This is a genomic window from Chlorobaculum thiosulfatiphilum (assembly GCF_006265165.1).
GTDB lineage: Bacteria > Bacteroidota > Chlorobiia > Chlorobiales > Chlorobiaceae > Chlorobaculum > Chlorobaculum thiosulfatiphilum.
On the sequence record NZ_VDCH01000034.1, the window covers coordinates 1 to 22,404 of the forward strand.

The following is a 22,404-nucleotide window of genomic DNA, read 5'->3' on the forward strand; positions in this document are numbered from 1 at the left end:
TGGCAATTCACCACGGCTGATTCACGAATCAAACTCAAACATCTTTATCCGTCAATATAGTAGTGACGTGACACTAGTAAAGAATAGGACTTATAGGTCGTATAAGTCCTATAGTGATAAAGCCCCTACTCCTCCGCTTTACCATTCTCCTTCTCAAGCAGGGCTTCGACGAAGCTGCTGCGGTCGAAGAGCTGGAGGTCGTCGATCTTTTCGCCAACGCCGATGTACTTGACCGGCAGGTTCAGCTCGCGGGAGATCGAGAGCACGATGCCGCCTTTGGAGGTGCCGTCGAGCTTGGTGACGACCAGGCCGGTGACGTTGACGAACTTCGTGAACTCGCGGGCCTGCTGCACGGCGTTCTGGCCGGTGGTGCCGTCGAGCACGAGCAGCACCTCGTGCGGCGCTTCGGGAATCTTCTTCTTTGCGACGCGCATGATCTTGGCCAGCTCCTCCATCAGGTGGCTCTTGTTGTGCAGCCGCCCCGCCGTATCGACCAGCACCACGTCGGTGCCTTTCGAGACCGCCGAGCTGACCGAATCGAACACCACCGAGGCCGGGTCGGCGCCCTGCCCCTGGCCGATGATCGGCACTCCGGCGCGGTCGGCCCAGATTTTGAGCTGCTCGTAGGCGGCGGCGCGGAAGGTGTCGGCGGCGGCGATCACCACCTTTTTGCCCGCCTTGTCGTAGTTGTGGGCGAGCTTGGCCACGCTGGTGGTCTTGCCCGCGCCGTTCACGCCAACGATCATGATGACGTAGGGCTTGGCCGAGAGAGGCGCGTCGAAATCGACCGGATGGTCGTGGCTCGATTCGACCAGCAGCTTGCGAATCTCCTCCATCACCATCTCGTTCAGCTCCTCCTCCGAACGGTAGGTCTTACCCTTCGAGCGCTCCGTGATTGCATCGACGATGTCGAGCGTGGTCTCGACGCCAACGTCGGCGGCGACAAGGATGTTCTCCAGCTCTTCGAGGAACTCGTCGTCCACCTCGGTCTTGCCTTTGGAGACAAAAGCGAGTTTCTCCTTGAGCGTGTCGCGGGTTTTGGAGAGTCCCTCCTTGAGGCGCGACAGCCCTAACTTGTCAAAAAAGCCCATGGAAAATGAGAAATTGGCTATGTTTACGGACGAAGGGACCGGAACTGATTCCGGCTAAAACTCAATGTACGCAAATATATGTCATTCAAACCTATTTCCGAGATAGGCGAATTCGGCCTCATCGAGCGACTTTCCAGGATTACCGCGCCATCCGCCCGGCAGCGCCCGGAGCTGCTCGAAGGAATCGGCGACGACTGCGCGGTCTGGCAGCTCGGCGAGTCGGAGGTGCAGGTGGTCACGACCGACCTGTTGACCGAGCACGTGCACTTCGATTTGCTGACGACGCCCATGCGCCACCTGGGTAGCAAGGCGATCAGCGTCAACGTCTCGGACATCTGCGCCATGAACGCCCTGCCGGACTACGCGGTGATCTCGATAGCCATTCCGCCCAAGATGCCGGTCGAAATGGTCGAGGAGCTGTACCGCGGCATCGAACACGCCGCTTCGGTGTACGGCCTCGCCATCGCGGGCGGCGACACCTCGTCATCGCCGTCGGGCCTCTTCATCTCGGTTTCGATGACCGGGCGGACAACTCCCGAACAGCTCGCGCTGCGCAAGGGCGCGTCGCCGGGCGACCTCATCTGCGTCACCGGCACCCTCGGCGGATCGTGCGCCGGGCTGCACCTCCTGCAACGCGAAAGGGCCACGATGATCGAGCAGATGCGCAACAACGAGCCGTACAACAAGGAGGTGATGGCCGAGTTGCAGGAGTACGCCGAAGCGATCCGCTGCCACCTGTTGCCCGAAGCGCGCATCGACATCATCGACTTTTTCAGCGAGGAGAACATCGTACCGACCGCCATGATCGACATTTCGGACGGCCTGGTCGCCGACCTCGGCCACCTCGGCCGCCGCTCCGGCGTCGGGGCGCACATCGACGAAAGCAAGCTGCCCGTAATGCCCGAAGCGCGAACCGTCGCCGAAGAGTTCCAGCAGGACGTCTTCGACTGGGCGCTCTCGGGCGGCGAGGATTACCAACTCCTCTTCACGCTGCCGAAGTCGCAGTACGACCTCATCGCCGCCCACCGCGACATCACGGTCATCGGCGAGATCACCGAGAAGGAAGAGGGGATGCTATTGACCGACATCTTCGGCATGACCATCGACTTGGCCGAAATGAAGCGAGGCTTCGACCACTTTGCGGGGTGAGGCGATAAAAAAAACGCAAATCATACGCTTCCCGTAGGGGCAGACCTGCGTGTCTGCCCTCCCCTCGTCATGCATAAATATCACGATACTGTCTCACCCACCGTCTTCCTCGCTGTCCCTGCCGATTACACGAAACCAATGCCGATCCCGATTTCAACGAATCACCTGACCGGTTTGGGGATTCCTCGTAAAGATGCTACATTAAACGAGTTCCAACCGGAACGGATGCCGAAGTGGCGGAACTGGTAGACGCCCGGGACTTAAAATCCCGTGTTCAGCAATGGACGTGCGGGTTCGATTCCCGCCTTCGGCACCAAATCTCTCTTTTAGCGTTTTTTTCCTGTCTTGTCTTTTTCAGTCGGCATCCCAAGCAGTTTTTTTTAGAATTTCACATATAGATATTTGATTTACTCTTATAAATCCTGAAAAGTTGGATCAAAAACCATATCCGAAAAAAAATTATCTCCAAGAAAAGCAACCTTATCTTTTAATTCAAAACCCTCCAAAAACTGTGCCGAATGGAATTTAATTGGTTTCTGTATTTTTTTCATTTTTTTCCTAAAGTGCCTCAATAACTCAAAGCAGATAAAATCAGCAGCAAACAATATTGGCGTAACTTCTTGAGAATATTCAATACTTTTAACTTTACGAACAACAAACAGGTCACCTTTTGATATGATTTTAAATGTGCGCTCAGTCTTTGTCCTTGTTTGAATATCAAATGAACTAGAAACAATTTCTTCCGTATCTGATCGAAGTTTATCCAATAGTTCACATGCTTCTTCTGCTACTCCTTGATCTATTCGATCAGAAATCATATACACTTCTTCTTCGCCAATAGCGTTCACACTTTCCTCTAACATAAAAATAATCCCTCTCAACAATGATATGTAAAGTCGCGTCTTTTCCTTTGGGACGTTTATTCTGATATTGTCTGGCACACTTTTCTTATAATGCCCCATATTCTTAACCATTGATTCATCGAATTTTTTTACCCCAACCGAATACTGCCCTTCATATACAATCTGATAATCTCGAAACTCAGAGAGAATAGAATAAATATCCTTCCTCAAATTCGGATTATCATCATTTTTAAAAACTTCTGAGCAATGAAGCTTTTTATATGGAACGCCTATATTGTTTTGAACTAAAGCATCACCTATCGTCTTTTCCAACAATTCTTTAGCACACTCAGGAATTAAAATACCAGCAACGATTCCATAATCAGATATCGAAAACGATTTTTCCACAAAACCTTTATCACCTGTTTCATCAAAATAATATAGCAATTCTTCCTCCAATGTTTTTTAATGGCTAACAATGCTGAACTCAACCATAACAAGTAATTTATCTATAACGCTTAAGCTGCTTTCTTATTGCTGTTCCAAGACGACTATGCAGCTTATCAAAATCACTTCGCATTGCATCGATTGTCTTTTTATCCTTAGTTGAAATATTGAAAAAAAGTTTTTCTTTCAGAAATACAGACATATCAGAAGCTTTGTTTCTGGTGTCATCATCAATATGAAGAGCAGAGTTAATTTTTTTCTGAAAATCGAACATCATCTTAAAAAGATCGCCTAAGTCGTTTTTTTTATCACCATTAATAGGAGTCAATTGCAAATAAATAAACGCTTCAAGCTTAATGGCCTCCAAAGCAACCAGCAACTCTTTGAGTTCAGAAACCTTGTCCTTATATGCGAAGGTCTTTCTCGCCCACCAAGACGTATAGATTGCCACAGCCACAATAACTATATCTTTAATAACGGACACGCATTCAATCCCTGTCATCTTATAAAAAAAATATTTTATATTAATTTTCTTGTTACAGAACAAGACTTCCATTTTCCCCGTCAACCCGCCATCGCGCCTCAATGGTGTCCGCTGACAGATCAGCGCCGCACTCCCATTCGATGAAGTATCCGCCGTTACTTACCTTCATAAACTCGTCATGATCTCGAAGCTCATCAAACGCTTCGTATTCAAGATAAGGCGAAAGATCAAATCGACCAACACGGCCATCGTCCGCAACAATCGACAACACCCAATCCGGTTGTGGATGAACTTCTGCAATTCTCATTGATCAAGCCCTTTGATTGGAAAACCGCGTCACCGTGAAATCTAAACAACATTCGCAGTTCGTCAAAAATACCAGTCCAACAAGCATTCACCGCCCCCACCATTTTTCTCCCATCCCCCGATTCCCCACCCCCAACCTTTGCAATCCGCCTGCCGTCTCTCTATTTTTACCGATGGCCTCCAGACATCCCGGCCATGAGCACCGGTAACGGCAGCTTTTTCTCTTACTTCAAAGCACAACACGCATGAGTACAGAGCCTACCAAAATCCTCCTCAGCGAGGATGAAATGCCTCGTCAATGGTACAACATCCAGGCAGACCTGCCCACGCCGCTGCCGCCGCCGGTGGGGCTGGATGGCAATCCCATCGGGCCGGACGCGCTGGCGCAGGTCTTTCCGATGAACCTGATCGAGCAGGAGATGAGCACCGAACGCTGGATCGACATTCCCGACGAGGTGCTCGGCATCCTCAAGCTCTGGCGGCCATCGCCGCTCTACCGCGCCCGGCGGCTCGAAGCGGCGCTCGGCACCCCGGCCAAAATCTACTACAAAAACGAAGGGGTCTCGCCCGCAGGAAGCCACAAACCCAACACGGCGGTCGCGCAGGCGTGGTACAACCGGGAGTTCGGCATCAAGTACCTCACCACCGAAACCGGCGCGGGGCAGTGGGGCAGCGCGCTGGCCATGAGCTGCAAGCTGATCGGCATCGAGTGCAAGGTGTTCATGGTGCGCATCAGCTTCGACCAGAAACCGTTCCGCAAGATCATGATGAAAACGTGGGGCGCGGAGTGCATTCCCAGCCCGAGTCCGCTGACGGCCATCGGGCGCAAAATTCTCGAAGAGGATCCCGACACGCCCGGCAGCCTCGCCATCGCCATCAGCGAGGCGATCGAGCAGGCGGTCGAGCGCGACGACACCCGCTACGCCCTCGGCAGCGTACTGAACCACGTGATGCTGCACCAGACCATCATCGGCCTCGAAGCCAAAAAGCAGTTCGACAAGATCGGGCGCTACCCGGATATCGTCATCGGTTGCGCGGGCGGCGGTTCGAATTTCGCGGGCATCAGCTTCCCGTTCCTCTGCGACAAGATTCACGGCAAGGATGTGCGGGTGATCGCCACGGAGCCGGAGGCATGCCCAACGCTGACCCGCGCGCCCTACGCCTACGATTCGGGCGACGTAGCCATGATGACGCCGCTCTTGCCAATGCACAGCCTCGGGCACACCTTCATTCCCCCGGCCATCCACGCGGGCGGCCTGCGCTACCACGGCATGGCTCCGCTGGTGAGCCACGTCAAGCGCATCGGGCTGATCGAGGCCACCGCGCTGCCGCAGACCGAGTGCTACGAAGCGGCGTTGCTCTTCGCCCACACCGAAGGGTTCATCCCCGCGCCGGAGACCTCGCACGCCATCGCGCAGACTATCCGCGAGGCGAAGCAGGCCAAAGAAGAGGGCAAGGAGAAGGTGATTCTGATGAACTGGTCGGGCCACGGTTTGATGGACTTGCAGGGCTACGATGCCTACATGTCGGGCAAGATCAGCGACTACGCGCTGCCGGAGGAGATGCTGCAACGCTCGCTGGCCGCCTCGCTCGCTGGCCATCCGCCGGTTCCTGGCTGCTGATCGGGCGCAGAAATCGATCATCCATTCAGGAGGGTTTTAACCCTCCGGACATTCCAACCTCTTACATTCATGTTGCCCCGGCTTTCAAGCCGGGGTGAGCCGGGATCGCAAAACAGGTTCCGTGTAGGGGCGGGTTTTATGCCCGCCCTTACGAAATCTGGAGTCGATACCGTGTTGGAAAAGCGATGCCTGATGTGGAAATGACGATGACGAGAAGCTACCCCATCCCGCTCGACAAAGGCTTCCGTCTCGATGTGATTCGTCTGCGGGGAAAAGTCATTGCGTCAGGATAAACATCCATAGAAAACCATAGACAATGGTGAAAACAGCGCCATGCCCAAGCCTGTTTTCGGAGCCTTTCGGCTCCGTGTGCCGAGCAGGCGCTCGGCGCTCCCAAGGACAATCGATGCCGACCCCGACTATTGAACGTCAACAAAAAAAGCCCCGCTGAAACGTTGATTTCAGCGGGGCTTCGAGGGAGTTCAAAAGGTTGAGAGTGAGCGTCACTCGTTGTCGAGCTTCTCCCCTTTCTTGCTCTTTTTCGGCGGCTCGGTGGAAGCGCCGTCCTGGAAGCGCAGCTCCTTTTCCTCTTCGTCGAAGGTGATGTGAATCACGCTGCCTTCGATAAAGCTGCCCTTGAGCATCTCCTCGGCGAGGGGATCCTCGACAAACTTCTGCAAGGCTCGCTTGAGCGGGCGTGCGCCGTACTTCTGGTCGTAGCCCTTCTCGACGAGGAACTCCTTGGCCTTCTCGTCAATCTGCACCTCGATACCCATCTCCTTCAGGCGCTTGAAGAGCTTGCCAGCCGTGATGTCGATAATCCTGAAGATGTCCGACTTTTCGAGCTGGTGGAACACGATCGTGTCGTCGATGCGGTTCAGGAACTCCGGATTGAACACGCGCTTCAGGGCATCCTCGATAGTCGATTTCATCGCCTTGTAGTCGCCCGTCGCGTCCGTGGGAGCCGCGAAGCCCATGCCGCCACCGGAGCTGAAGCTCTTGATCTCCTTGGCGCCGATGTTGGAGGTCATGATGATGATCGTGTTGCGGAAATCGACCTTCCGGCCAAGCCCGTCGGTCAGGATTCCCTCGTCGAGCACCTGGAGCAGGATGTTGAACACGTCGGGATGCGCTTTTTCGATCTCGTCGATCAGCACCACCGAGTAGGGTTTGCGGCGCACCTTTTCGGTGAGCTGGCCGCCCTCTTCGTAGCCGACGTATCCGGGAGGCGCGCCAACCAGGCGGCTCACCGAGAACTTCTCCATGTACTCGCTCATGTCGGCGCGGATGAGCGCATCCTCGCTGTCGAACAGATAGCGGGTCAGCGCCTTGGCCAGCTCGGTCTTGCCGACGCCGGTCGGGCCGAGAAAGATGAACGAGCCGATCGGGCGCATCGGATCTTTCAGCCCCGCGCGGGTGCGCTGGATCGCCTTGGTGATCTTCTTGATCGCCTCGTCCTGGCCGATCACCTCTTTCTTCAGCTCCGCCTCCATGGTGAGCAGCTTCCTGGACTCGGACTGCGCCACCCTGGCGACCGGAATGCCGGTCATCATGGCGATCACCGAGGTGATGTCGTTTTCGGTCACGTCATAGACGCTCTCCATCGACTGCTCCTCCCACTCCTGCTTGGCGTGGTCGAGCGCTTCGAGCATGTTCTTCTCCCTGTCGCGCAGGCGGGCGGCCTCCTCGAAGTTCTGCATCTTGACCACCTTGTTCTTCTCGCTCTTGATCTCCTCGATGGATTTCTCGAGTTCGAGAATCTCCTGCGGCACGTGGATGTTGCTCAGGTGCACCCTCGCGCCAGCCTCGTCCATGACGTCGATAGCCTTGTCGGGCAGGAAGCGGTCGGTGATGTAGCGCTCCGAGAGCTTGACGGCCTTCTCGATGGCGTCCTCCGAATATTGCACGTGGTGGTGCGCTTCGTACTTGTTCTTGATGTTGTTCAGAATCAGGATGGTCTCCTCGACCGAGGTCGGCTCGACCATAATCTTCTGGAAGCGGCGGTCGAGCGCGCCATCCTTCTCGATGTACTGGCGATACTCGTCGAGCGTGGTCGCGCCGATGCACTGCAACTCGCCACGCGCCAAGGCGGGCTTGAAGATATTGCTCGCGTCGAGCGAACCCGACGCGCCGCCCGCGCCGATGATGGTGTGCAGCTCGTCGATGAACAGAATCACGTCGCGCGAACGCTCCAGCTCGTTCATCAGCGCCTTCATGCGCTCCTCGAACTGACCGCGGTACTTCGTGCCCGCCACGAGCGCCGCGAGGTCGAGCGCCACGACGCGCTTGTCGTAGAGCACACGCGAGACCTTGCGCTGCACGATCTTGAGCGCCAGCCCTTCGGCGATGGCCGTCTTGCCGACGCCCGGTTCGCCGATCAGCACCGGGTTGTTCTTCTTGCGGCGGCTGAGCACCTGCGCCACGCGCTCGATCTCCTTTTCGCGCCCGATGATCGGGTCGAGCTTGTCCTCCACGGCCAGGCGGGTGATGTCGCGCCCGAAGTTGTCGAGCACCGGCGTCTTGGTACGCTCGCCGCGCTTGGGGTCAGACTTTTTGGACGGACGCTCGGCGCTTCCGGAGGAGTAGGAACCCTCCAGCGGTGGCTCGTCCGCCTCGCTCCGGCCCGTCGTGATGGTGATCAGCTCCTCGCGCACCTGATCGTAGGTGACGCCGAACTGTTCGAGAATCTGGGAGGCGATGTTGTCATCACCCTTCAGGATCGACAAGAGCAGATGCTCCGTGCCGATGATGGTTGACTTGCAGATTTTGGCTTCGAGATAGGTGATCTTGAGCACCTTCTCGGCCTGCTTGGTGAGCGGCACGTTGCCCATCTGCGTGGCCGGAACCTTGGGATGGGTATTCTCCTCGATCTTCTGCTTCAGCCGGAACAGATCGACCTTGAGGTTTTTGAGAATCCTGGCGCCGATGCCCTCACCTTCCCGGATCAGACCGAGCAGGAGATGCTCCGTGCCGATATAGTCGTGACCCAAGCGAAGCGCCTCTTCGCGGCTAAGCCTGATCACGTCCTGAACTCTATTCGAGAAATTTCCTTCCATTATATTCTGTATCGGTAAAATTGACGGAAAGCTCCTTGAGATGCTTTACATATCTATCACTGACTGTCGCCTTTTCCGGCAACAACTTCACTACAACCTGCAAAATAATTATTATAAGTCAGACGACTTTTCAAATCAATTCGTTCAGAAAAAACAGTATCGATAAATTAAACGTTTCAGCAAGCACTGGCCCATGACCGTTCGACACATCCTCATCGACGACCAGAACTCCCTGCACCGCGAACTGCCGATCTACCGCACCGGGCAGGTCGGCGCCGTCAGGCTTTCGGACGGCGAATATAAAGTTTACGACTCGCTGGAAATCAATGCGCGCGATTATGCCGCCCTGTTCCACTACGGCGTCATCGAACTCCTCAACGCCTTGCCATTCATCTCGGAATCGAAGAACGGACTGGATAGCTGGGACGAAGCGTTTCTTGCATCAGCCAACATAGAAGCGATGACCGGAATTCTCGACAAAAGCATCGAGAACATCGCCGGAAAAAGCCCCGAACGCATCATGCTCGGCTGGCAGGACGACCCGGAACCCGTCGCTTACTGGCGCGAAATCGACCCGGCAAGCACACTCGACCTCCTCCGCAACCTCCGCGATTTCGCCGCCAAAGCCACCGCAAAAAGCTACGACCTCGAATTCATCCTGTAGCCCCGGCACTCCGGCAACGATCGAGCCGCTACAGGGCAGCCGCAAGGGCTGCCCCTACGATTGCAATCCCCAATTCATAATTCATAATTCTCAACTCCCTCCCCTTGCCATCGCGAGCGGGTCGGGGTGCAGGAAGCTGTATCCGAGCTTCTGGACAAGCTTGTCGCTGTTGACGATTTTGAAGTGCTTGTCGCTCGACGGCTCTTCCGGCAACGCGGCGAGGCCGTGGCTTTCGGCGGCGGCGGCGTAAATCTCACCCCGCGCCGGATGGAGCGGCGCGCAGGCGTTGAAGATTTCGCCCCATTCACCCTGCCGGATAATCGATGAAATGATGCCGATGCAATCGTCCAGGTGGATGAAGTTCACCGGATGGGCGGGACTGGTGATCTCCGTCATGCGCTGCATGAACTCCGCCGGAGTGCGGCCTGGGCCGATCAGCCCGCCGAACCGCACCACCGTGGTGCTGAAGGCGGCCTCCGAGCGCAGCATCTCCTCGACGTACATCAGCGCCCGCCCGGCGGGAGAGTCCGCCGCATCCGGATCGTCGGCGTCCGCTTCGACCACCTCGCCGCCAAGCGCGGGATAGACCGAGGTCGAGCTGACGAAAAGCACATACCTGACTGGCGAGTCGGCGAGGGCGTCGATGAGCAACGAAATCTGGCCGACATGATATTCGACCACATCCGCGCGGCGTTCCGGCGGAATGTTCACCACGAGAATGTCGCTGTCGAGGAAGGAGGCGATGTCGCCTTCGAGCGTTTCGCCGACGACGATGCGGAACGGCTCGACGCCCGCCGCTTTCAGACTCGCGAACTTCGCCTCGCTCGTCGTGGAGCCTTTGACGGCAAAACCCTCGCCAGCAAGAAAACGCGCAAGCGGCAATCCGAGCCACCCGCAACCGAGAATCGATATTTTTTTCACACTCATGCGTTAAAATTGGTCAAATCAGCCGCTTATTTGAGCGACTGATGGTAAAGAATCAGTGACTTCATCTCGACCGAGTCCAGCGGCAAAGGAGTCCCGTTCAACCCGCGAGCGATGCACATATTGATGATCTGCGGAAGATTGGGCTTCTTGTAAGAAAACTCGACCCCCGCGCCGTCGGGGTGGCAGCTCGCGCAGGTTTTGGTTCCGGTAGCGCCGCCGAGCTTCGGATCGTTGAACAGCTTCTCGCCAAGCGCCACGGATGGAGTTTGCGCCGCGTGAGCGCTCGCGCCCATCGCGATCATCGCTGCGGCCAGCATCGCCGCTTTCGCTGACTTCATCATATCGAATCCTCCTTGTCGATTATCGTTTCCGGGAAAAACGGCTCTTTTCAGAACGGCAAGACAACTCTCGAAATATAGGGAAGAAAGAGGCGGCTCGCCCTCAGAATTGTTCTCCGAAAAGAACGTTACCTTGTCACTGAACGGCTGAACGCCGCAAAACATTGCATCGACACCTGAACCATGAAACTCACCATTCTGACCGACAACCACGCCGCGCCGGGCCTTGCCTGCGAACACGGCTTCGCGGTGCTGATCGACACCGGCGGCAAGCGGATTCTCTTCGACACCGGCCAGCTCACGGCGCTCGACGCCAACTGCCGCTCGCTCGGCATCGACCTGGCGGGCATCGACATGATCGTGCTCAGCCACGGCCACTACGACCACACGGGCAACCTCGCCGACGTGCTCCGGATCGCAGACCGGGCAACGCTTTACCTCCACCCGTCGGCGCTCGTCGAACGCTACAGCATCCGCAACGGCAAGCCCAAACCGATCGACATGCCCGAATCCGCGAAACGGGCGATTGACCAACTTCCAGCCGGACGAATACGCTGGGTGACCGAACCGCTCCAACTGACCGACGGCGTCTTTTTGACTGGCCCGATTCCCCGAAACACCGCATTCGAGGACACCGGCGGCCCCTTCTTTTTCGACCCGGAAGGGCAGCGACCCGACCCCATCGAAGACGACCTGTCGCTCTGGATCGAGGAACCGGAAGGCCTGACCGTGCTCGCCGGATGCTGCCACTCCGGCATCGTCAACACGCTCGACCACATCGAAGCCCAGACCGGCCCGAAGCGGATCGCGCGGCTCATCGGCGGCCTGCACCTCGCGGCGACAAGCCCGGAGCGCCTCGAACGCACCGTCGAAGCGCTCGAAAAGCGCGACATCCAACGGCTCATCCCCTGCCACTGCACCGGCCAGCCAGCCACGGAGCTGTTCCGCCGCGAACTGCGCTGCCCGGTGGAAGCGGGTTACGCCGGCATGGTGGTGGAAACGGGAAAAGCGTGAGGCTGGCTAAGTTTTCTTGTCCACAAAGTCCACTTCATCCACCGCCGCCTCACTCCCCTTTCGCCTCTTCGATGAGCCGGTCGAGGCAGGCGCTGCACACGCAGGTTTCGTAGCGTTCGGCGAGGTATTGCCGCACCGAATCGGGCACCACCCGCGTGGCGCACCAGCAGGAGGTGGACATGCCGCAGGTGAACGGCTCGCCGCAGATCGGGCAAACGACGGTTTTCGGCGCGCCCTCGCGGGGATGATCGTTGTGTGTCATCTTCTCTGGATTGAATGGTTTACGATGCCAGCGTCTGGCGCAGCGCTTTCTGCCAGCCCGCCAGCAGCGCCGCTCGTTCGGCCTCCGGCATCGCGGGGGTGAAGACCCGCTCCACCTCGTTGAGCGTTCGCAGCTCGTCGGCGGAGCGCCACACTCCGGCTTCGAGGCCCGCCAGGCAGGCCGCGCCGAGCGAGGTCGATTCGATGTTGCGCGGCCTGTGCACCGGTACGCCAAGCAGGTCGGCCTGGAACTGCATGAGAAAAGCGTTGCTCACCGCTCCGCCATCGACCGTGAGCGACTGCGGCGTGAAGCCGGTGTCGGCCACCATCGCCCGGAACACGTCGTGCGACTGGTACGCGATCGATTCGAGCGCCGCACGGACAATGTGCGCCCGCGACGAGCCTCGCGTCAGCCCGGTGATCGTACCCCGTGTCTCCATGTTCCAGTGCGGCGCGCCGAGGCCGACGAAGGCGGGCACGAGCCAGACGCCGCCGTTGGACTCCACCGAGCGGGCTATCGCTTCGGACTCGGCGGCGCTTCGGATGAGCTGCAAGCCATCGCGCAGCCACTGCATTACTGCGCCGCCGATAAACACGGAACCCTCGACCGCGTAGCAGGCCCGGCCAGCTCCGTCGAGCGCGAGGGTCGTGAGCAGGCCGTGGGCCGAACGGACGCACTCCGCGCCGGTGTTCATCATCATGAAGCAGCCGGTGCCGTAGGTGTTCTTGACCGACCCCGGCGCAAAGCAGCACTGCCCGAAAAGCGCCGCCTGCTGGTCGCCCGCCACCGCCGCCACCGGTACGCCATCGAGCGCCGGAATCGCACACACCGCGCCGAAGCCGCCCATCGACGGTCGCGCCTGGGGCAGCATCGACTCCGGCACACCGAACAGCTCGCAAAGATCGGATGACCAGCGCCGCTCGTGGATGTCGAAGAGCAGCGTTCGCGAAGCGTTGGTGAGGTCTGTCGCGTGAACCCTGCCTCCGGTCAGCTTCCAGACGAGCCAGGTGTCGATGGTGCCGAAAAGAAGATTTGACGGATCGGCCTCCGGATGCACGTCGAGAATCCAGCGAATCTTGGTGGCGCTGAAGTAGGCATCGAGCGGCAAGCCGGTCTTCGCACGGATCGCCTCCTCATCGGCGCGGTAGCGGTTACAAAGCTCCGCCGTCCGGCGACACTGCCACACAATGGCGCGGTGCACCGGCTGGCCGCTGCGGCGATCCCACACCACGGTAGTCTCGCGCTGGTTGGTGATGCCGACCGCCTCGACCGGCCCGGCGTACGCTCGCCGCGCCTCGGTGACGCACTCGACGACCGTCCTCCAAATCTCCTCCGGATCGTGCTCCACCCACCCCGCCTGCGGATAGTGCTGCGTCAGCTCTCGATACGCGCGAGCGAGCACCGCGCCCGTCCGGTCGTAGATCATGCAGGTGGTGCCGGTCGTGCCCTGATCGATGGATAAAATGGCCATGCGTGAAGGATCGATGGAGTTAATTCGATGTTCTACTGCAAGATACCCAATCACCGATAAATTTCGATCCGCCGGAGGCTTCGGCAGTTGCGGAAAGCATTGTTGAAGCTTACTTTCAAGGCACGTCCAAACCACACTCCGACAAACCTCGACAATGCCGAAATCGACGATCGCCATCCAGACCAGCCAGCTCACCCGCTCGTTCGGCTCGCTCGTGGCGGTCAGGGAGTTGAACCTTGTCATACCGTCGGGCGAAATCTTCGGCCTGCTCGGGCCAAACGGTGCGGGCAAGACCACCACGATCAAGATGCTCACCACCATGCTGCCGCCATCGAGCGGCGCGGCGACGGTGGCCGGGCACAGCATTCTCGGCGACCCAGTCGGCGTCAGAAGCAGCATGGGCTACGTGTCGCAGATGATCTCGGCGGACGGGGCGCTGACCGGCTTCGAGAATCTGCTGCTCTTCGCCCGCATCTACGGCGTACCGAAAGCCGAGCGCCGGAAGCGCATCGACGACGCCCTCGGCTTCATGGGGTTGACCGACGCTGGCAGCAAGCTGGTGCGCACCTACTCCGGCGGCATGATCCGGCGGCTCGAAATCGCCCAGTCGATGCTGCACCGGCCAGAGGTGCTCTTTCTCGACGAGCCGACCATCGGCCTCGACCCCGCCGCCCGCCACCAGGTGCGCGACCGGCTCAAGGAGCTGCGCCGCTCCTTCGGCGCCACCATCCTCGTCACCACGCACGACATGGATGAGGCCGAGGATCTGTGCGACCGCATCGCCATCATGAAATCGGGCCTCATCGCCGCCGAGGGATCGCCGGAGGAGCTGAAGCGGCAGGCCGGAACCAGCTCGATGGACGAGGTATTCATTCACTTTGCAGGAGAGTTCAGTGACACAGCCAACTTCAAGGATGTCGCCCGCGCCCGGAAAACCGCACGGCGACTGGGCTGAGAGGCTCAACCCAGTCGTGTTCCTGCGCGACACGGCGGCCATCGTCTCGACGGAGCTGGTCAAGCTGCGCCGCGACCCGTCGGAAATCGTGACCCGCTCGATCCAGCCTGCGCTCTGGCTGCTGGTTTTCGGCCAGGTATTCGGCAAGCTGCATGCCATTCCGACCGGCAAGCTTGACTACTTCAGCTTCCTCGCGCCGGGCATTCTGGCGCAAAGTGTGCTCTTCATCGCGATCTTTTTCGGCATCAGCGTGATCTGGGAGCGCGACCTCGGCATCCTGCAAAAGCTGCTCGCCAGCCCCGCGCCACGCGGCGCGCTCGTGCTCGGCAAGGCGGTTTCGGCTGGAATGCGGGCGCTGGCGCAGGGGGCGATCATCTACCTGATGGCGCTCGCGATGGGCATCCAGCTCAACTGGTCTCTCGCGGCCATCGCCGGAGTGGTGCTCGCCGTGATGCTCGGCGCGGCGATCTTCTCGACCTTCTCGCTGATGATCGCCTGCCTCGTCAAATCGCGCGAACGCTTCATGGGCATCGGCCAGGTCATGACCATGCCGCTCTTCTTCGCCAGCAACGCCATCTACCCCATCTCGATCATGCCCCCCTGGCTCAAAATAGTCGCGCACCTCAACCCGCTCTCTTACCTCGTAGACATCCTCCGCGCCCTGATGGTAACCGGCGGCATGACCACCTTCGGCATCGGAACCGACCTCGCTGTGCTGACAGGAGTGCTCACCGCGCTGGTGCTCGTCACCTCGAAATTGTATCCGTCGATTGTGAGATAGGAGGATTATGATTCGGACTCAGCAGTAATTCGTTGACTATATAACGTTATCGGATCATTTGACACTCCACGCCAAATTCCTCATATCACCTGTCTCGACAACTACAGGATGAGGATCTATAGGATGAAGGAGCTGTCGTATTTTTTGCTGAACATCTGCCGGATCGATTGCACGCGGGAAAAGCTTCGACGGCTTAAGCGGCTGTTCCATGTGAAAAACAACTCGTATCCTTTGAGCACGGGCAACTTTTGCTGCCATTTCCGCTTCTTCTGACTTAGAGGCATTGACCTTTGCTGGAAGAATTGCAGCAAGAGTATCATAAACTTTTCTGGCAACTTCATCCGGCAAGCTCGTTGGCTTCGTTCTTCTATGTCTTCGAAAATCCTTGGCTTCGATAAGCCAGAAGGTTAATGACGGATCAAGAGCAATAATATCAACTGCCTTGATCCCTTTCCACATTTTCCTGAACTGGTTATGGTAAAATGCCCAATCATCATATTTTGAAAAGCTCCAATGCTCAGGAAATTCAAATTGTAGACCATCGACTTCACATTGAATCATCATCACCTCCAAGCTCAAGAAATCTTTCAGACTGAGCCAATGATTCATCAAGCGAAGCTATGTCACCAATCTCGTCCACAGAAGATCCCTGCAAAACCTTCACACCCTCAGAAGAGTCATGCAGACCGAAAAACCGAACATCGATATTCCCATACCCTGTGTCTGACAACAGGATATCCAACTCACGAAGAAGAAACAAACTGTGAGTTGCGATAAAGACCTGAATACCTGAAACACTCAAATCAATAATGCTTTTGGCAACAGCTTTGATGATTCGAGGGTTGAGATTCGCTTCCGGTTCATCCCAGAACAGATACCCTTTTTCAAGAAGCGCTCCAGTCGCTATCAATCTGGCAAGCATACCAAGCTTCCTGTACCCTTCAGCAACCAAAGGCATCTCTATTCTGCCACTGCTGTTTTTCAGATAAAACCGGCCATTTTTATCCAGCTCGATCTGACCATTCATCGCCTCTTCAAGAGGTGCAAGCAATGTGCGAATCTTCTTTTCTTTCGGACCTTTTTGCAATAATCCGCCAAGCAGCAAACAGGTATCTCGCCAGGTTTCTTCAAATTCAAGATAGTGTCCTTCATAAACAGCAACGAAATTAGGATAAATCGTCAAAAGCTCTCTTGTAGGTAAATAAGCTGGAGCTATATCGGACCACTGTTCTGGCATCTTCTCAATATTCACCTCTGATTTGCTTTGAGTAGCAAAATCGAATGCTATATCGAAAGCTGAATTCAGAAAATCAAGCTGTATATCACACCGTTCACGCCCCTGCTTTCTCCTGACGACTCTTCCAAGAGATTCAGATTTGAATACATTCACCAGCTTTTCGGCAAGCTGGAGCTGATACATCGACTTTGTAGGAAGCGGTGAATGGGACTTTTTCTTGGCATCAAAACTCACAGCTAAAACCGAGTAGAGCATTTTAAGCAGATGAGTTTTACCTGTGCCGTTCTCACCGATAATCACATTAAGGTTATTGCAAAATTCAAGTTCAGCCTCTGCAAATACGGTAAGATTCCTGATTGTTGCCTGTTTTATCACTGTGGTTATTTCGCGGTTCATTAGAAAAATTGCTAATGCCAATATACTTGATAGTGAACGCCCCAACAACCCAGACACTTCCGCCCCACCTCACTCCCCCTGTTTTTCGGTCAGATATTTCCAGTACTTGGCGGGCATGTTGGATTGCTGGAGGCGAGGGTTTTTGCGTTCGGGGATGGCGATGGTTTTGAAGAAGGTTTGCCAGAGCTGCTGCACGGCTCGCTCCTCCAGGGAGAGTTCCGGGCGGCTGAACTGTTCGAGGGTACCGAAGCTGAGATCGTGGCCGTCCCAGTGAGCGGCGCTGCGGCGGCGGGCATCGAAAATGAACCACTCCTGCGCGCGGAGGCGGCGGCTGAAGTGTCGGGCGAGGGGGTGCATGACGTTGCAGTCCGGCTCCATCCGCGCCAGCCAGGCGCCGTCGCGAAGCTGCTCGAAGCGCATCAATCCCTTCATGCGATGCAGTTCGCGCCCAGCCTTGCGAGCCGTGCCGACGATCGCCTTGACGCTTGTGTGCGTCAGGTAGCCGTTGACCCGGTCGCCATGCTCGAAAGCGAGGGCGATGTAGCGCAGGAGGCTCGTCTCCAGCCCGTCGGCTTCGGCCATCATGAAGTACCAGAGCGTCTGCACGGCGTCGGGCGCACGCTGGCGGAGCCGCTCGAAGAGCGCTTCGGCAAAGGCGGAGTCGGTGCGCAGAAACAGCCCCTCCTCGAACAGCATATCCTGCCGGACGGCGAGGTGCGCCTCTTCGGGATTTTCACCTGAGTCGAGAATCGAGGCGATAGCCGAAACCAGCCCCTCAGGCGTGCCGTCGTAGAGGTATTGGTTCATGTTCGCGCCCCGGTTAGGTGTTTGCGGAAATCTCTCTCGTCCTCTCTTGTCCACGCCGTCCACCCTTCACCCCATCCCCGGCAATACGAGCTGCCTCGGCAGCTTCGCTTCGCTGCCGTCGCCAAGCAAGAGCCTCTGGCGGAGGCGGGCGGGTTGGTGGTCAACTCGCTCGAACGGACGGCCCGAACAGGTGATGAAATATTTCGCCCGCTTCATCACCACGCCGATCTTTTTCATCCCCTCCGGCGTGACGGGCGCGAAGCGGCGGGCGGCGATGATGCGCCGGGCCGAGGTGACGCCGATGCCCGGTACGCGCAGCAGCGTGGCGTAGCTGGCGCGGTTGACTTCGACCGGGAAAAATTCCGGATGGCGCAGCGCCCAGGCGGTCTTGGGATCGAACGACTCGTCGAGGTTTGGCGCGTCGTCCGAGAGAATCTCCTCGGCGGAAAAACCGTAGAAGCGCAACAGCCAGTCAGCCTGGTAGAGGCGATGCTCGCGCAGGAGCGGCGGCGCCGAGAGCACCGGCAGGCGGTTGTCGCTGTTGACCGGCACGAAGGCCGAGTAATAGACGCGCTTGAGGTTCATCCGGCTGTACAGCCCTTGCGAGAGGCGGAGAATTTGCAGGTCGGTTTCGGGACTCGCGCCGATAATCATCTGCGTGCTCTGCCCGGCGGGGGCGAAGCGCGGCGCTTTGCGGCTCTTGCGCCGCTCGACGAGGCTCGCGCCAGCTTCCGCGCCGATCAGCTTCATCGGCGCGAGAATCGCCTCTTTCTTCTTCTGCGGCGCGAGTCGTTGCAGCGACTCGCTGGATGGCAGCTCGATGTTGACGCTGATCCGGTCGGCGGCAAGCCCGGCGCGGCGCACCAGCTCCGGGCTACTGCCGGGGATGATTTTCAGATGGATGTACCCGCCGAAACGCTCCTCGTTGCGCAGAATTTCCGCGACGCGCACCATAGCCTCCATCGTGTGGTCGGGACTCACGTTGACCGCCGAGCTGAGGAACAGCCCCTCGATGTAGTTGCGCCGGTAGAACTCCATCGTCAGATCGACCACCTCCCGCGCCGTGAAAGAAGCACGCGGCACGGGGCTCGAGGAGCGGTTGACGCAGTAGGCGCAATCGTAGCGGCAGTCGTTGGAGAGCAGGATTTTCAGGAGCGAGATGCAGCGCCCGTCATCCGCCCACGAGTGGCAGATGCCCCCCTGCGAGGTGTTGCCGGTGCCGCCCGCCGACCCCTCGCGATTGCTGCCGCTCGACGCGCACGAAGCGTCGTACCGAGCCGCCCCCGACAGAATCGTGATTTTTTCCTGTAGCTCCATAGCAGGAATATACACGGAGATGCGAAAAATTGTAGGGGCAATCCCTCGCGGTTGCCCTGATTCGTCGGTTTGTACAAAATTCAGTGCTTGCCCGGAATCCGGGCAGGCGCGAGGCCTGTCCCTACAAAACCGGCCGATTTGAGGTAGGGGCAATCCCTTGCGGTTGCCCAGAATGTAGCCTCACCACCGCAGCTTCGCCGCCCGCTGCGACAGCAGCTCGACCGTCCGGCGAGCGCCGGTGACGACTCCCGGCAGCGACTGGCCGGGGAAAACGGAGTCGCCCGCGAGGAACAGATTCTTGTACTTCGTCTCTGGCCCACGAACGCTGAAAAGCGAGGTCTGCGGGTAGCCGCCGACCAGCCCGTGGCGACGCCCCGTCCACCTCTCCCAGGAGCACGGCGTGGCGGAAGTCACCTGGCGGATCGCGCCGTCGATCTCCGGAAGCTGCTCGCGCAGCAACGCCAGCGCCCGGTCGGTGTACTCCCGCTTCAGCGCTTCGTAGGCTTCGCGCCCCTGCCGCCGCGCCTCGAACCAGCGCTCCGGGCGGGTATGCGTGGAGATGGTGACGGCGCGTTGACCTTCGGGCGCTCGCGATGCGTCGCTGGCCGGAGAGGCCGAGATGAAGAGGCTCCGGCACTCCCCGAGTTCCCCCGTTGGCGCGACGATTTGCAAATGATCGACTCCAGCGTACTCGAAGAGCGACGCATCGACGCCGAGATAGAGCATGAAGGCGCTCCAGCCGGAGCTGATCAGCGCTTCCGGCTCGCCCGCCGGATGGAAATCGTCAAGAAGATCGAAGGAGTCGGGTGTGAGGTTGGCGATGATCGCATCGGCAGCGAGCGCGTCGCCATCGGCGGTTTCGACGCCAAGCGCCTCGCGGTTGATGCTGTCGAGCCGCGTCACCTTCTTGCCATAGAGCACCGCGCCACCATCGCGTTCGATGGAGTCCGCCAACAGCCGTGCCACCGCGCCGATGCCGCCCTCGACGCGCCACGTTCCCGCCACCGGCAGGTCGAGCGCGATGGCCGCATTGAGCGCGTTGGCGTGGCGCGAGGTGGTCTGAACGGAAATCAGGAGCTGCGCGTCGATGAAACGCACGAAGTCGGGATCACCGTGAAGCTCATGCCGACGCAGCCACTCCCAGGCGGTTTGTCGCGCGAACGGCAGGATACGGAGGGAATCCGGCAACGATACGAGCGTCTTGCCGGCGATGCTGAAAAGGTCGCGACCGCCGGACACGGGCCACGGCAGGCCATCGGCGGACAAACGCCAGAGCGTACGGGCGAGGCGGGCCTGCTCGTTCCAAAAAGCTTTCGAGCGGGGAAATCGGGCGATGATGTTCTCGCGGGAAGATGAAAGATCGAGGCGAAGATCGCGGTGGCGGTACTGCCAGGCAAGCGCCTCGGAGCGAACCGGCCAGTCGATGCCGAGTTCGCGGCCAAGCTTGTCGAGCGGCCCGCCGGAGTGAAAGCCGCAACCAACCGTCGCGCCCGCGTCGAAGCTATAGCCGCCGAACGGGAACGTGGCCGCGCAGCCGCCGGGATAGTGCTGCGCTTCGAGCACCACGACCTGCACACCCCGGCGGGCAAGCAACGCTCCGGCAGCAAGTCCGCCGATTCCGGCTCCAATAACAATGCAGTGCAAGTCGCGAAGTTCCATGAGGCAAACGGCGATTGTTAGCAAGACTCTCTTGATCTTGATAACAATCGCCGCAACGGAAAGACAATTCCCGTCAGCCTTCGTGCAGCATCAGATAGACCCGCGTCCTGAGCTGGTCAGGCGGCGTTTCGGCGGGATTGTCGAGGTAGATTTCGTACGCCTCGCCGCTGAGGACGAGATCGTTATCGTCAACCCATTTCATGAGCGCGTCGTAAACCGCTTCGATTTCGCCGTACGGGCCGATGTAGAGGCTGCTCGCGGCTTTGCCCTCGGGGGTCGAGCCACTGACGACGCGACCTTTGCCCTCGACGCCGTTCTCGACGGGAAAGCCGAATTCGACCTCGAACGTCCCGGCGCTCATGCCGAAATAATGCGCGAAGGGCGGCCCCGTCGGCGATTTACCCTGACTCGCAAGTTCTTGCAGAATCTCATGGTAGCCAGTCTCGAACAGCGCGCCGAGTTCGCTCATGGTGGTGCTCGCGCGAATCAGAAGAGCTGGCGTCGGTGCAAGCTCTTTCAGCTCGCACACGAACTCACATTCAAAGTCCATAGATGTTTTCCGGTTTTTGTTGAGAAAGGAACTCTTCCGGATACTGAAGGAGGGAAAAACTTGTCGGCGTAGCGGGATTTGAACCCACGACCCCTACCACCCCAAGGTAGTGCGCTACCAAGCTGCGCTATACGCCGATGAAGGAGTGGATTATAAGAAGATTCGGCCAATTACCATAATATTTTTTTCATCCGCCTGCCGCAATGTTCAGCGGCGCAGGCGATGTTTCAGGAACTCGATGGCCGGAATCAGCAACGACACCACGATAATGCCCACAATCATCAGCTTCAGGTTGCTCTTGATCACCGGCAACTGTCCGAAAAAGTAACCACCATAGCTGAACACCCCGACCCAGAGCAGTGCTCCCGCGATACTGAAAAGGATGAATTTCGGATAGGGCAAGGCTCCGATGCCTGCCACAAAGGGCGTGAAGGTGCGGACAATCGGAATGAAACGGGCGATGATGATGGTCTTGCCGCCATATTTCTCGAAAAAGCCATGCGTCTTTTGCAGATGCTCCGGATTGAAAAAAGCGGACTTCTCGAAATGAAACACTTTCGGCCCGAGGCTTCTCCCGATCCAGTAGTTGACCGTATCGCCCAAAAGAGCCGCGCTGGTGAAGATGGCGAACAGCCAGTGCGGGTCGAGCTGCGACATCGGAATCGCGGCGAGCGATCCGGCGGCGAAGAGCAGCGAGTCGCCCGGCAAAAGCGGGAAAACGACCAGGCCCGTCTCGCAGAACACGATCAGAAAAAGAATCCCGTAAAGCCACAAGCCGTACTCCGAAGCGAGAAGCTGAAGGTGCCCGTCAATGTGCAGAATGAAATCGGCAAGTGCAGTGATAAGCTCCATAAGATTAAAACCTATGGTAAGTATTTTTGAATAAAGGCCTTACAAAAGGATTCGCCTGTTTGACGAATCCGGTCTGCAAACTTGAATATACTGGTATAAAATAAGGGCATCTCTAAAAAGTCAGTACTGACATAAGGTATTGAAATCTATCGATTTAACTGAAATATCCATATCTTG

The 22,404-nt window shown here is 57.8% G+C and carries 22 protein-coding genes and 2 tRNA genes; 7 read left to right on the forward strand and 17 right to left on the reverse strand.

The window, feature by feature from the left end; translation table 11 throughout:
* Positions 1-125: 125 nt before the first annotated feature.
* Positions 126-1,091, reverse strand: coding sequence for a signal recognition particle-docking protein FtsY (ftsY, locus tag FGF66_RS11305; protein ID WP_139457744.1), 966 nt, complete (start codon positions 1,089-1,091; stop codon positions 126-128).
* Between the two features lie 78 nt (positions 1,092-1,169).
* On the opposite strand from ftsY, the gene thiL reads away from it, so the two are divergent.
* Positions 1,170-2,240: a thiamine-phosphate kinase gene (gene thiL, locus FGF66_RS11310; protein WP_139457745.1), complete on the forward strand. Its 1,071-nt coding sequence runs from the start codon at positions 1,170-1,172 to the stop codon at positions 2,238-2,240.
* A gap of 227 nt (positions 2,241-2,467) precedes the next feature.
* A tRNA-Leu gene (locus FGF66_RS11315) sits at positions 2,468-2,556 on the forward strand.
* Between the two features lie 97 nt (positions 2,557-2,653).
* Here the strand turns inward: FGF66_RS11315 and FGF66_RS11320 are convergent.
* From FGF66_RS11320 to FGF66_RS11330, 3 genes are read right to left on the reverse strand one after another with little or no spacing between them, the layout of a single operon-like run.
* Positions 2,654-3,541: a hypothetical protein gene (locus tag FGF66_RS11320; RefSeq protein ID WP_139457746.1), complete on the reverse strand. Its 888-nt coding sequence runs from the start codon at positions 3,539-3,541 to the stop codon at positions 2,654-2,656.
* Between the two features lie 46 nt (positions 3,542-3,587).
* Positions 3,588-4,031 carry a hypothetical protein gene (locus FGF66_RS11325; RefSeq protein WP_139457747.1) on the reverse strand — a complete coding sequence of 148 codons (444 nt, stop codon included), beginning with the start codon at positions 4,029-4,031 and terminating at the stop codon, positions 3,588-3,590.
* Between the two features lie 34 nt (positions 4,032-4,065).
* The gene (locus FGF66_RS11330; RefSeq protein WP_139457748.1) at positions 4,066-4,320 is read right to left on the reverse strand and encodes a DUF2442 domain-containing protein; all 255 of its coding nucleotides are present in this window, start codon (positions 4,318-4,320) and stop codon (positions 4,066-4,068) included.
* A 244-nt stretch (positions 4,321-4,564) separates the two neighbouring features.
* On the opposite strand from FGF66_RS11330, the gene FGF66_RS11335 reads away from it, so the two are divergent.
* A complete protein-coding gene (locus FGF66_RS11335; RefSeq protein ID WP_139457749.1) occupies positions 4,565-5,941 on the forward strand; it encodes a TrpB-like pyridoxal phosphate-dependent enzyme in 1,377 nt (458 codons plus the stop codon).
* A gap of 503 nt (positions 5,942-6,444) precedes the next feature.
* Here the strand turns inward: FGF66_RS11335 and FGF66_RS11340 are convergent.
* The gene (locus tag FGF66_RS11340) at positions 6,445-8,997 is read right to left on the reverse strand and encodes an ATP-dependent Clp protease ATP-binding subunit (protein WP_139457750.1); all 2,553 of its coding nucleotides are present in this window, start codon (positions 8,995-8,997) and stop codon (positions 6,445-6,447) included.
* Between the two features lie 193 nt (positions 8,998-9,190).
* Between FGF66_RS11340 and FGF66_RS11345 the strand changes: the two genes are divergently transcribed.
* On the forward strand, positions 9,191-9,661 hold the full coding sequence (locus tag FGF66_RS11345; protein WP_139457751.1) for a hypothetical protein: 471 nt from the start codon (positions 9,191-9,193) through the stop codon (positions 9,659-9,661).
* Positions 9,662-9,751: 90 nt separating this feature from the next.
* Here the strand turns inward: FGF66_RS11345 and FGF66_RS11350 are convergent, their stop codons facing one another.
* Positions 9,752-10,588, reverse strand: a complete 837-nt coding sequence (locus FGF66_RS11350) for an SDR family oxidoreductase (RefSeq protein WP_170181354.1) — start codon at positions 10,586-10,588, stop codon at positions 9,752-9,754.
* Between the two features lie 26 nt (positions 10,589-10,614).
* Positions 10,615-10,929, reverse strand: coding sequence for a c-type cytochrome (locus FGF66_RS11355; protein ID WP_139457752.1), 315 nt, complete (start codon positions 10,927-10,929; stop codon positions 10,615-10,617).
* A gap of 180 nt (positions 10,930-11,109) precedes the next feature.
* Between FGF66_RS11355 and FGF66_RS11360 the strand changes: the two genes are divergently transcribed.
* The gene (locus FGF66_RS11360; protein ID WP_139457753.1) at positions 11,110-11,940 is read left to right on the forward strand and encodes an MBL fold metallo-hydrolase; all 831 of its coding nucleotides are present in this window, start codon (positions 11,110-11,112) and stop codon (positions 11,938-11,940) included.
* 49 nt (positions 11,941-11,989) lie between these two features.
* Here FGF66_RS11360 and FGF66_RS11365 read toward each other — a convergent pair whose 3' ends face one another.
* Both FGF66_RS11365 and glpK read right to left on the reverse strand, forming a co-directional pair.
* On the reverse strand, positions 11,990-12,202 hold the full coding sequence (locus tag FGF66_RS11365; RefSeq protein ID WP_139457754.1) for a cysteine-rich CWC family protein: 213 nt from the start codon (positions 12,200-12,202) through the stop codon (positions 11,990-11,992).
* Positions 12,203-12,221: 19 nt separating this feature from the next.
* On the reverse strand, positions 12,222-13,673 hold the full coding sequence (glpK, locus tag FGF66_RS11370) for a glycerol kinase GlpK (protein ID WP_139457755.1): 1,452 nt from the start codon (positions 13,671-13,673) through the stop codon (positions 12,222-12,224).
* Positions 13,674-13,827: 154 nt separating this feature from the next.
* Between glpK and FGF66_RS11375 the strand changes: the two genes are divergently transcribed.
* Positions 13,828-14,628 carry an ATP-binding cassette domain-containing protein gene (locus tag FGF66_RS11375; RefSeq protein WP_139457756.1) on the forward strand — a complete coding sequence of 267 codons (801 nt, stop codon included), beginning with the start codon at positions 13,828-13,830 and terminating at the stop codon, positions 14,626-14,628.
* On the forward strand, positions 14,588-15,409 hold the full coding sequence (locus FGF66_RS11380; RefSeq protein ID WP_139457757.1) for an ABC transporter permease: 822 nt from the start codon (positions 14,588-14,590) through the stop codon (positions 15,407-15,409). Before FGF66_RS11375 ends, FGF66_RS11380 begins: the two co-directional genes overlap by 41 nt.
* Positions 15,410-15,463: 54 nt before the next feature.
* Here FGF66_RS11380 and FGF66_RS11385 read toward each other — a convergent pair whose 3' ends face one another.
* From FGF66_RS11385 to FGF66_RS11420, 8 genes are all read right to left on the reverse strand, one after another.
* A complete protein-coding gene (locus tag FGF66_RS11385; protein ID WP_246046679.1) occupies positions 15,464-15,973 on the reverse strand; it encodes a cysteine--tRNA ligase in 510 nt (169 codons plus the stop codon).
* Complete coding sequence (locus FGF66_RS11390; RefSeq protein WP_139457765.1) at positions 15,957-17,021, reverse strand: AAA family ATPase; 1,065 nt, start codon at positions 17,019-17,021, stop codon at positions 15,957-15,959. Before FGF66_RS11390 ends, FGF66_RS11385 begins: the two co-directional genes overlap by 17 nt.
* A 90-nt stretch (positions 17,022-17,111) precedes the next feature.
* The gene (locus FGF66_RS11395; RefSeq protein ID WP_139457758.1) at positions 17,112-17,849 is read right to left on the reverse strand and encodes a TIGR03915 family putative DNA repair protein; all 738 of its coding nucleotides are present in this window, start codon (positions 17,847-17,849) and stop codon (positions 17,112-17,114) included.
* A gap of 66 nt (positions 17,850-17,915) precedes the next feature.
* Entirely contained in the window at positions 17,916-19,166 is a 1,251-nt protein-coding gene (locus FGF66_RS11400) for a putative DNA modification/repair radical SAM protein (protein ID WP_139457759.1), read from the reverse strand.
* A gap of 180 nt (positions 19,167-19,346) precedes the next feature.
* Complete coding sequence (locus FGF66_RS11405) at positions 19,347-20,825, reverse strand: phytoene desaturase family protein (RefSeq protein WP_139457760.1); 1,479 nt, start codon at positions 20,823-20,825, stop codon at positions 19,347-19,349.
* A 73-nt stretch (positions 20,826-20,898) separates the two neighbouring features.
* Entirely contained in the window at positions 20,899-21,375 is a 477-nt protein-coding gene (locus tag FGF66_RS11410; RefSeq protein ID WP_139457761.1) for a GyrI-like domain-containing protein, read from the reverse strand.
* A gap of 63 nt (positions 21,376-21,438) precedes the next feature.
* Positions 21,439-21,512, reverse strand: a tRNA-Pro gene (locus FGF66_RS11415).
* A 70-nt stretch (positions 21,513-21,582) separates the two neighbouring features.
* Positions 21,583-22,227, reverse strand: coding sequence for a DedA family protein (locus FGF66_RS11420; protein ID WP_139457762.1), 645 nt, complete (start codon positions 22,225-22,227; stop codon positions 21,583-21,585).
* Positions 22,228-22,404: the final 177 nt, after the last annotated feature.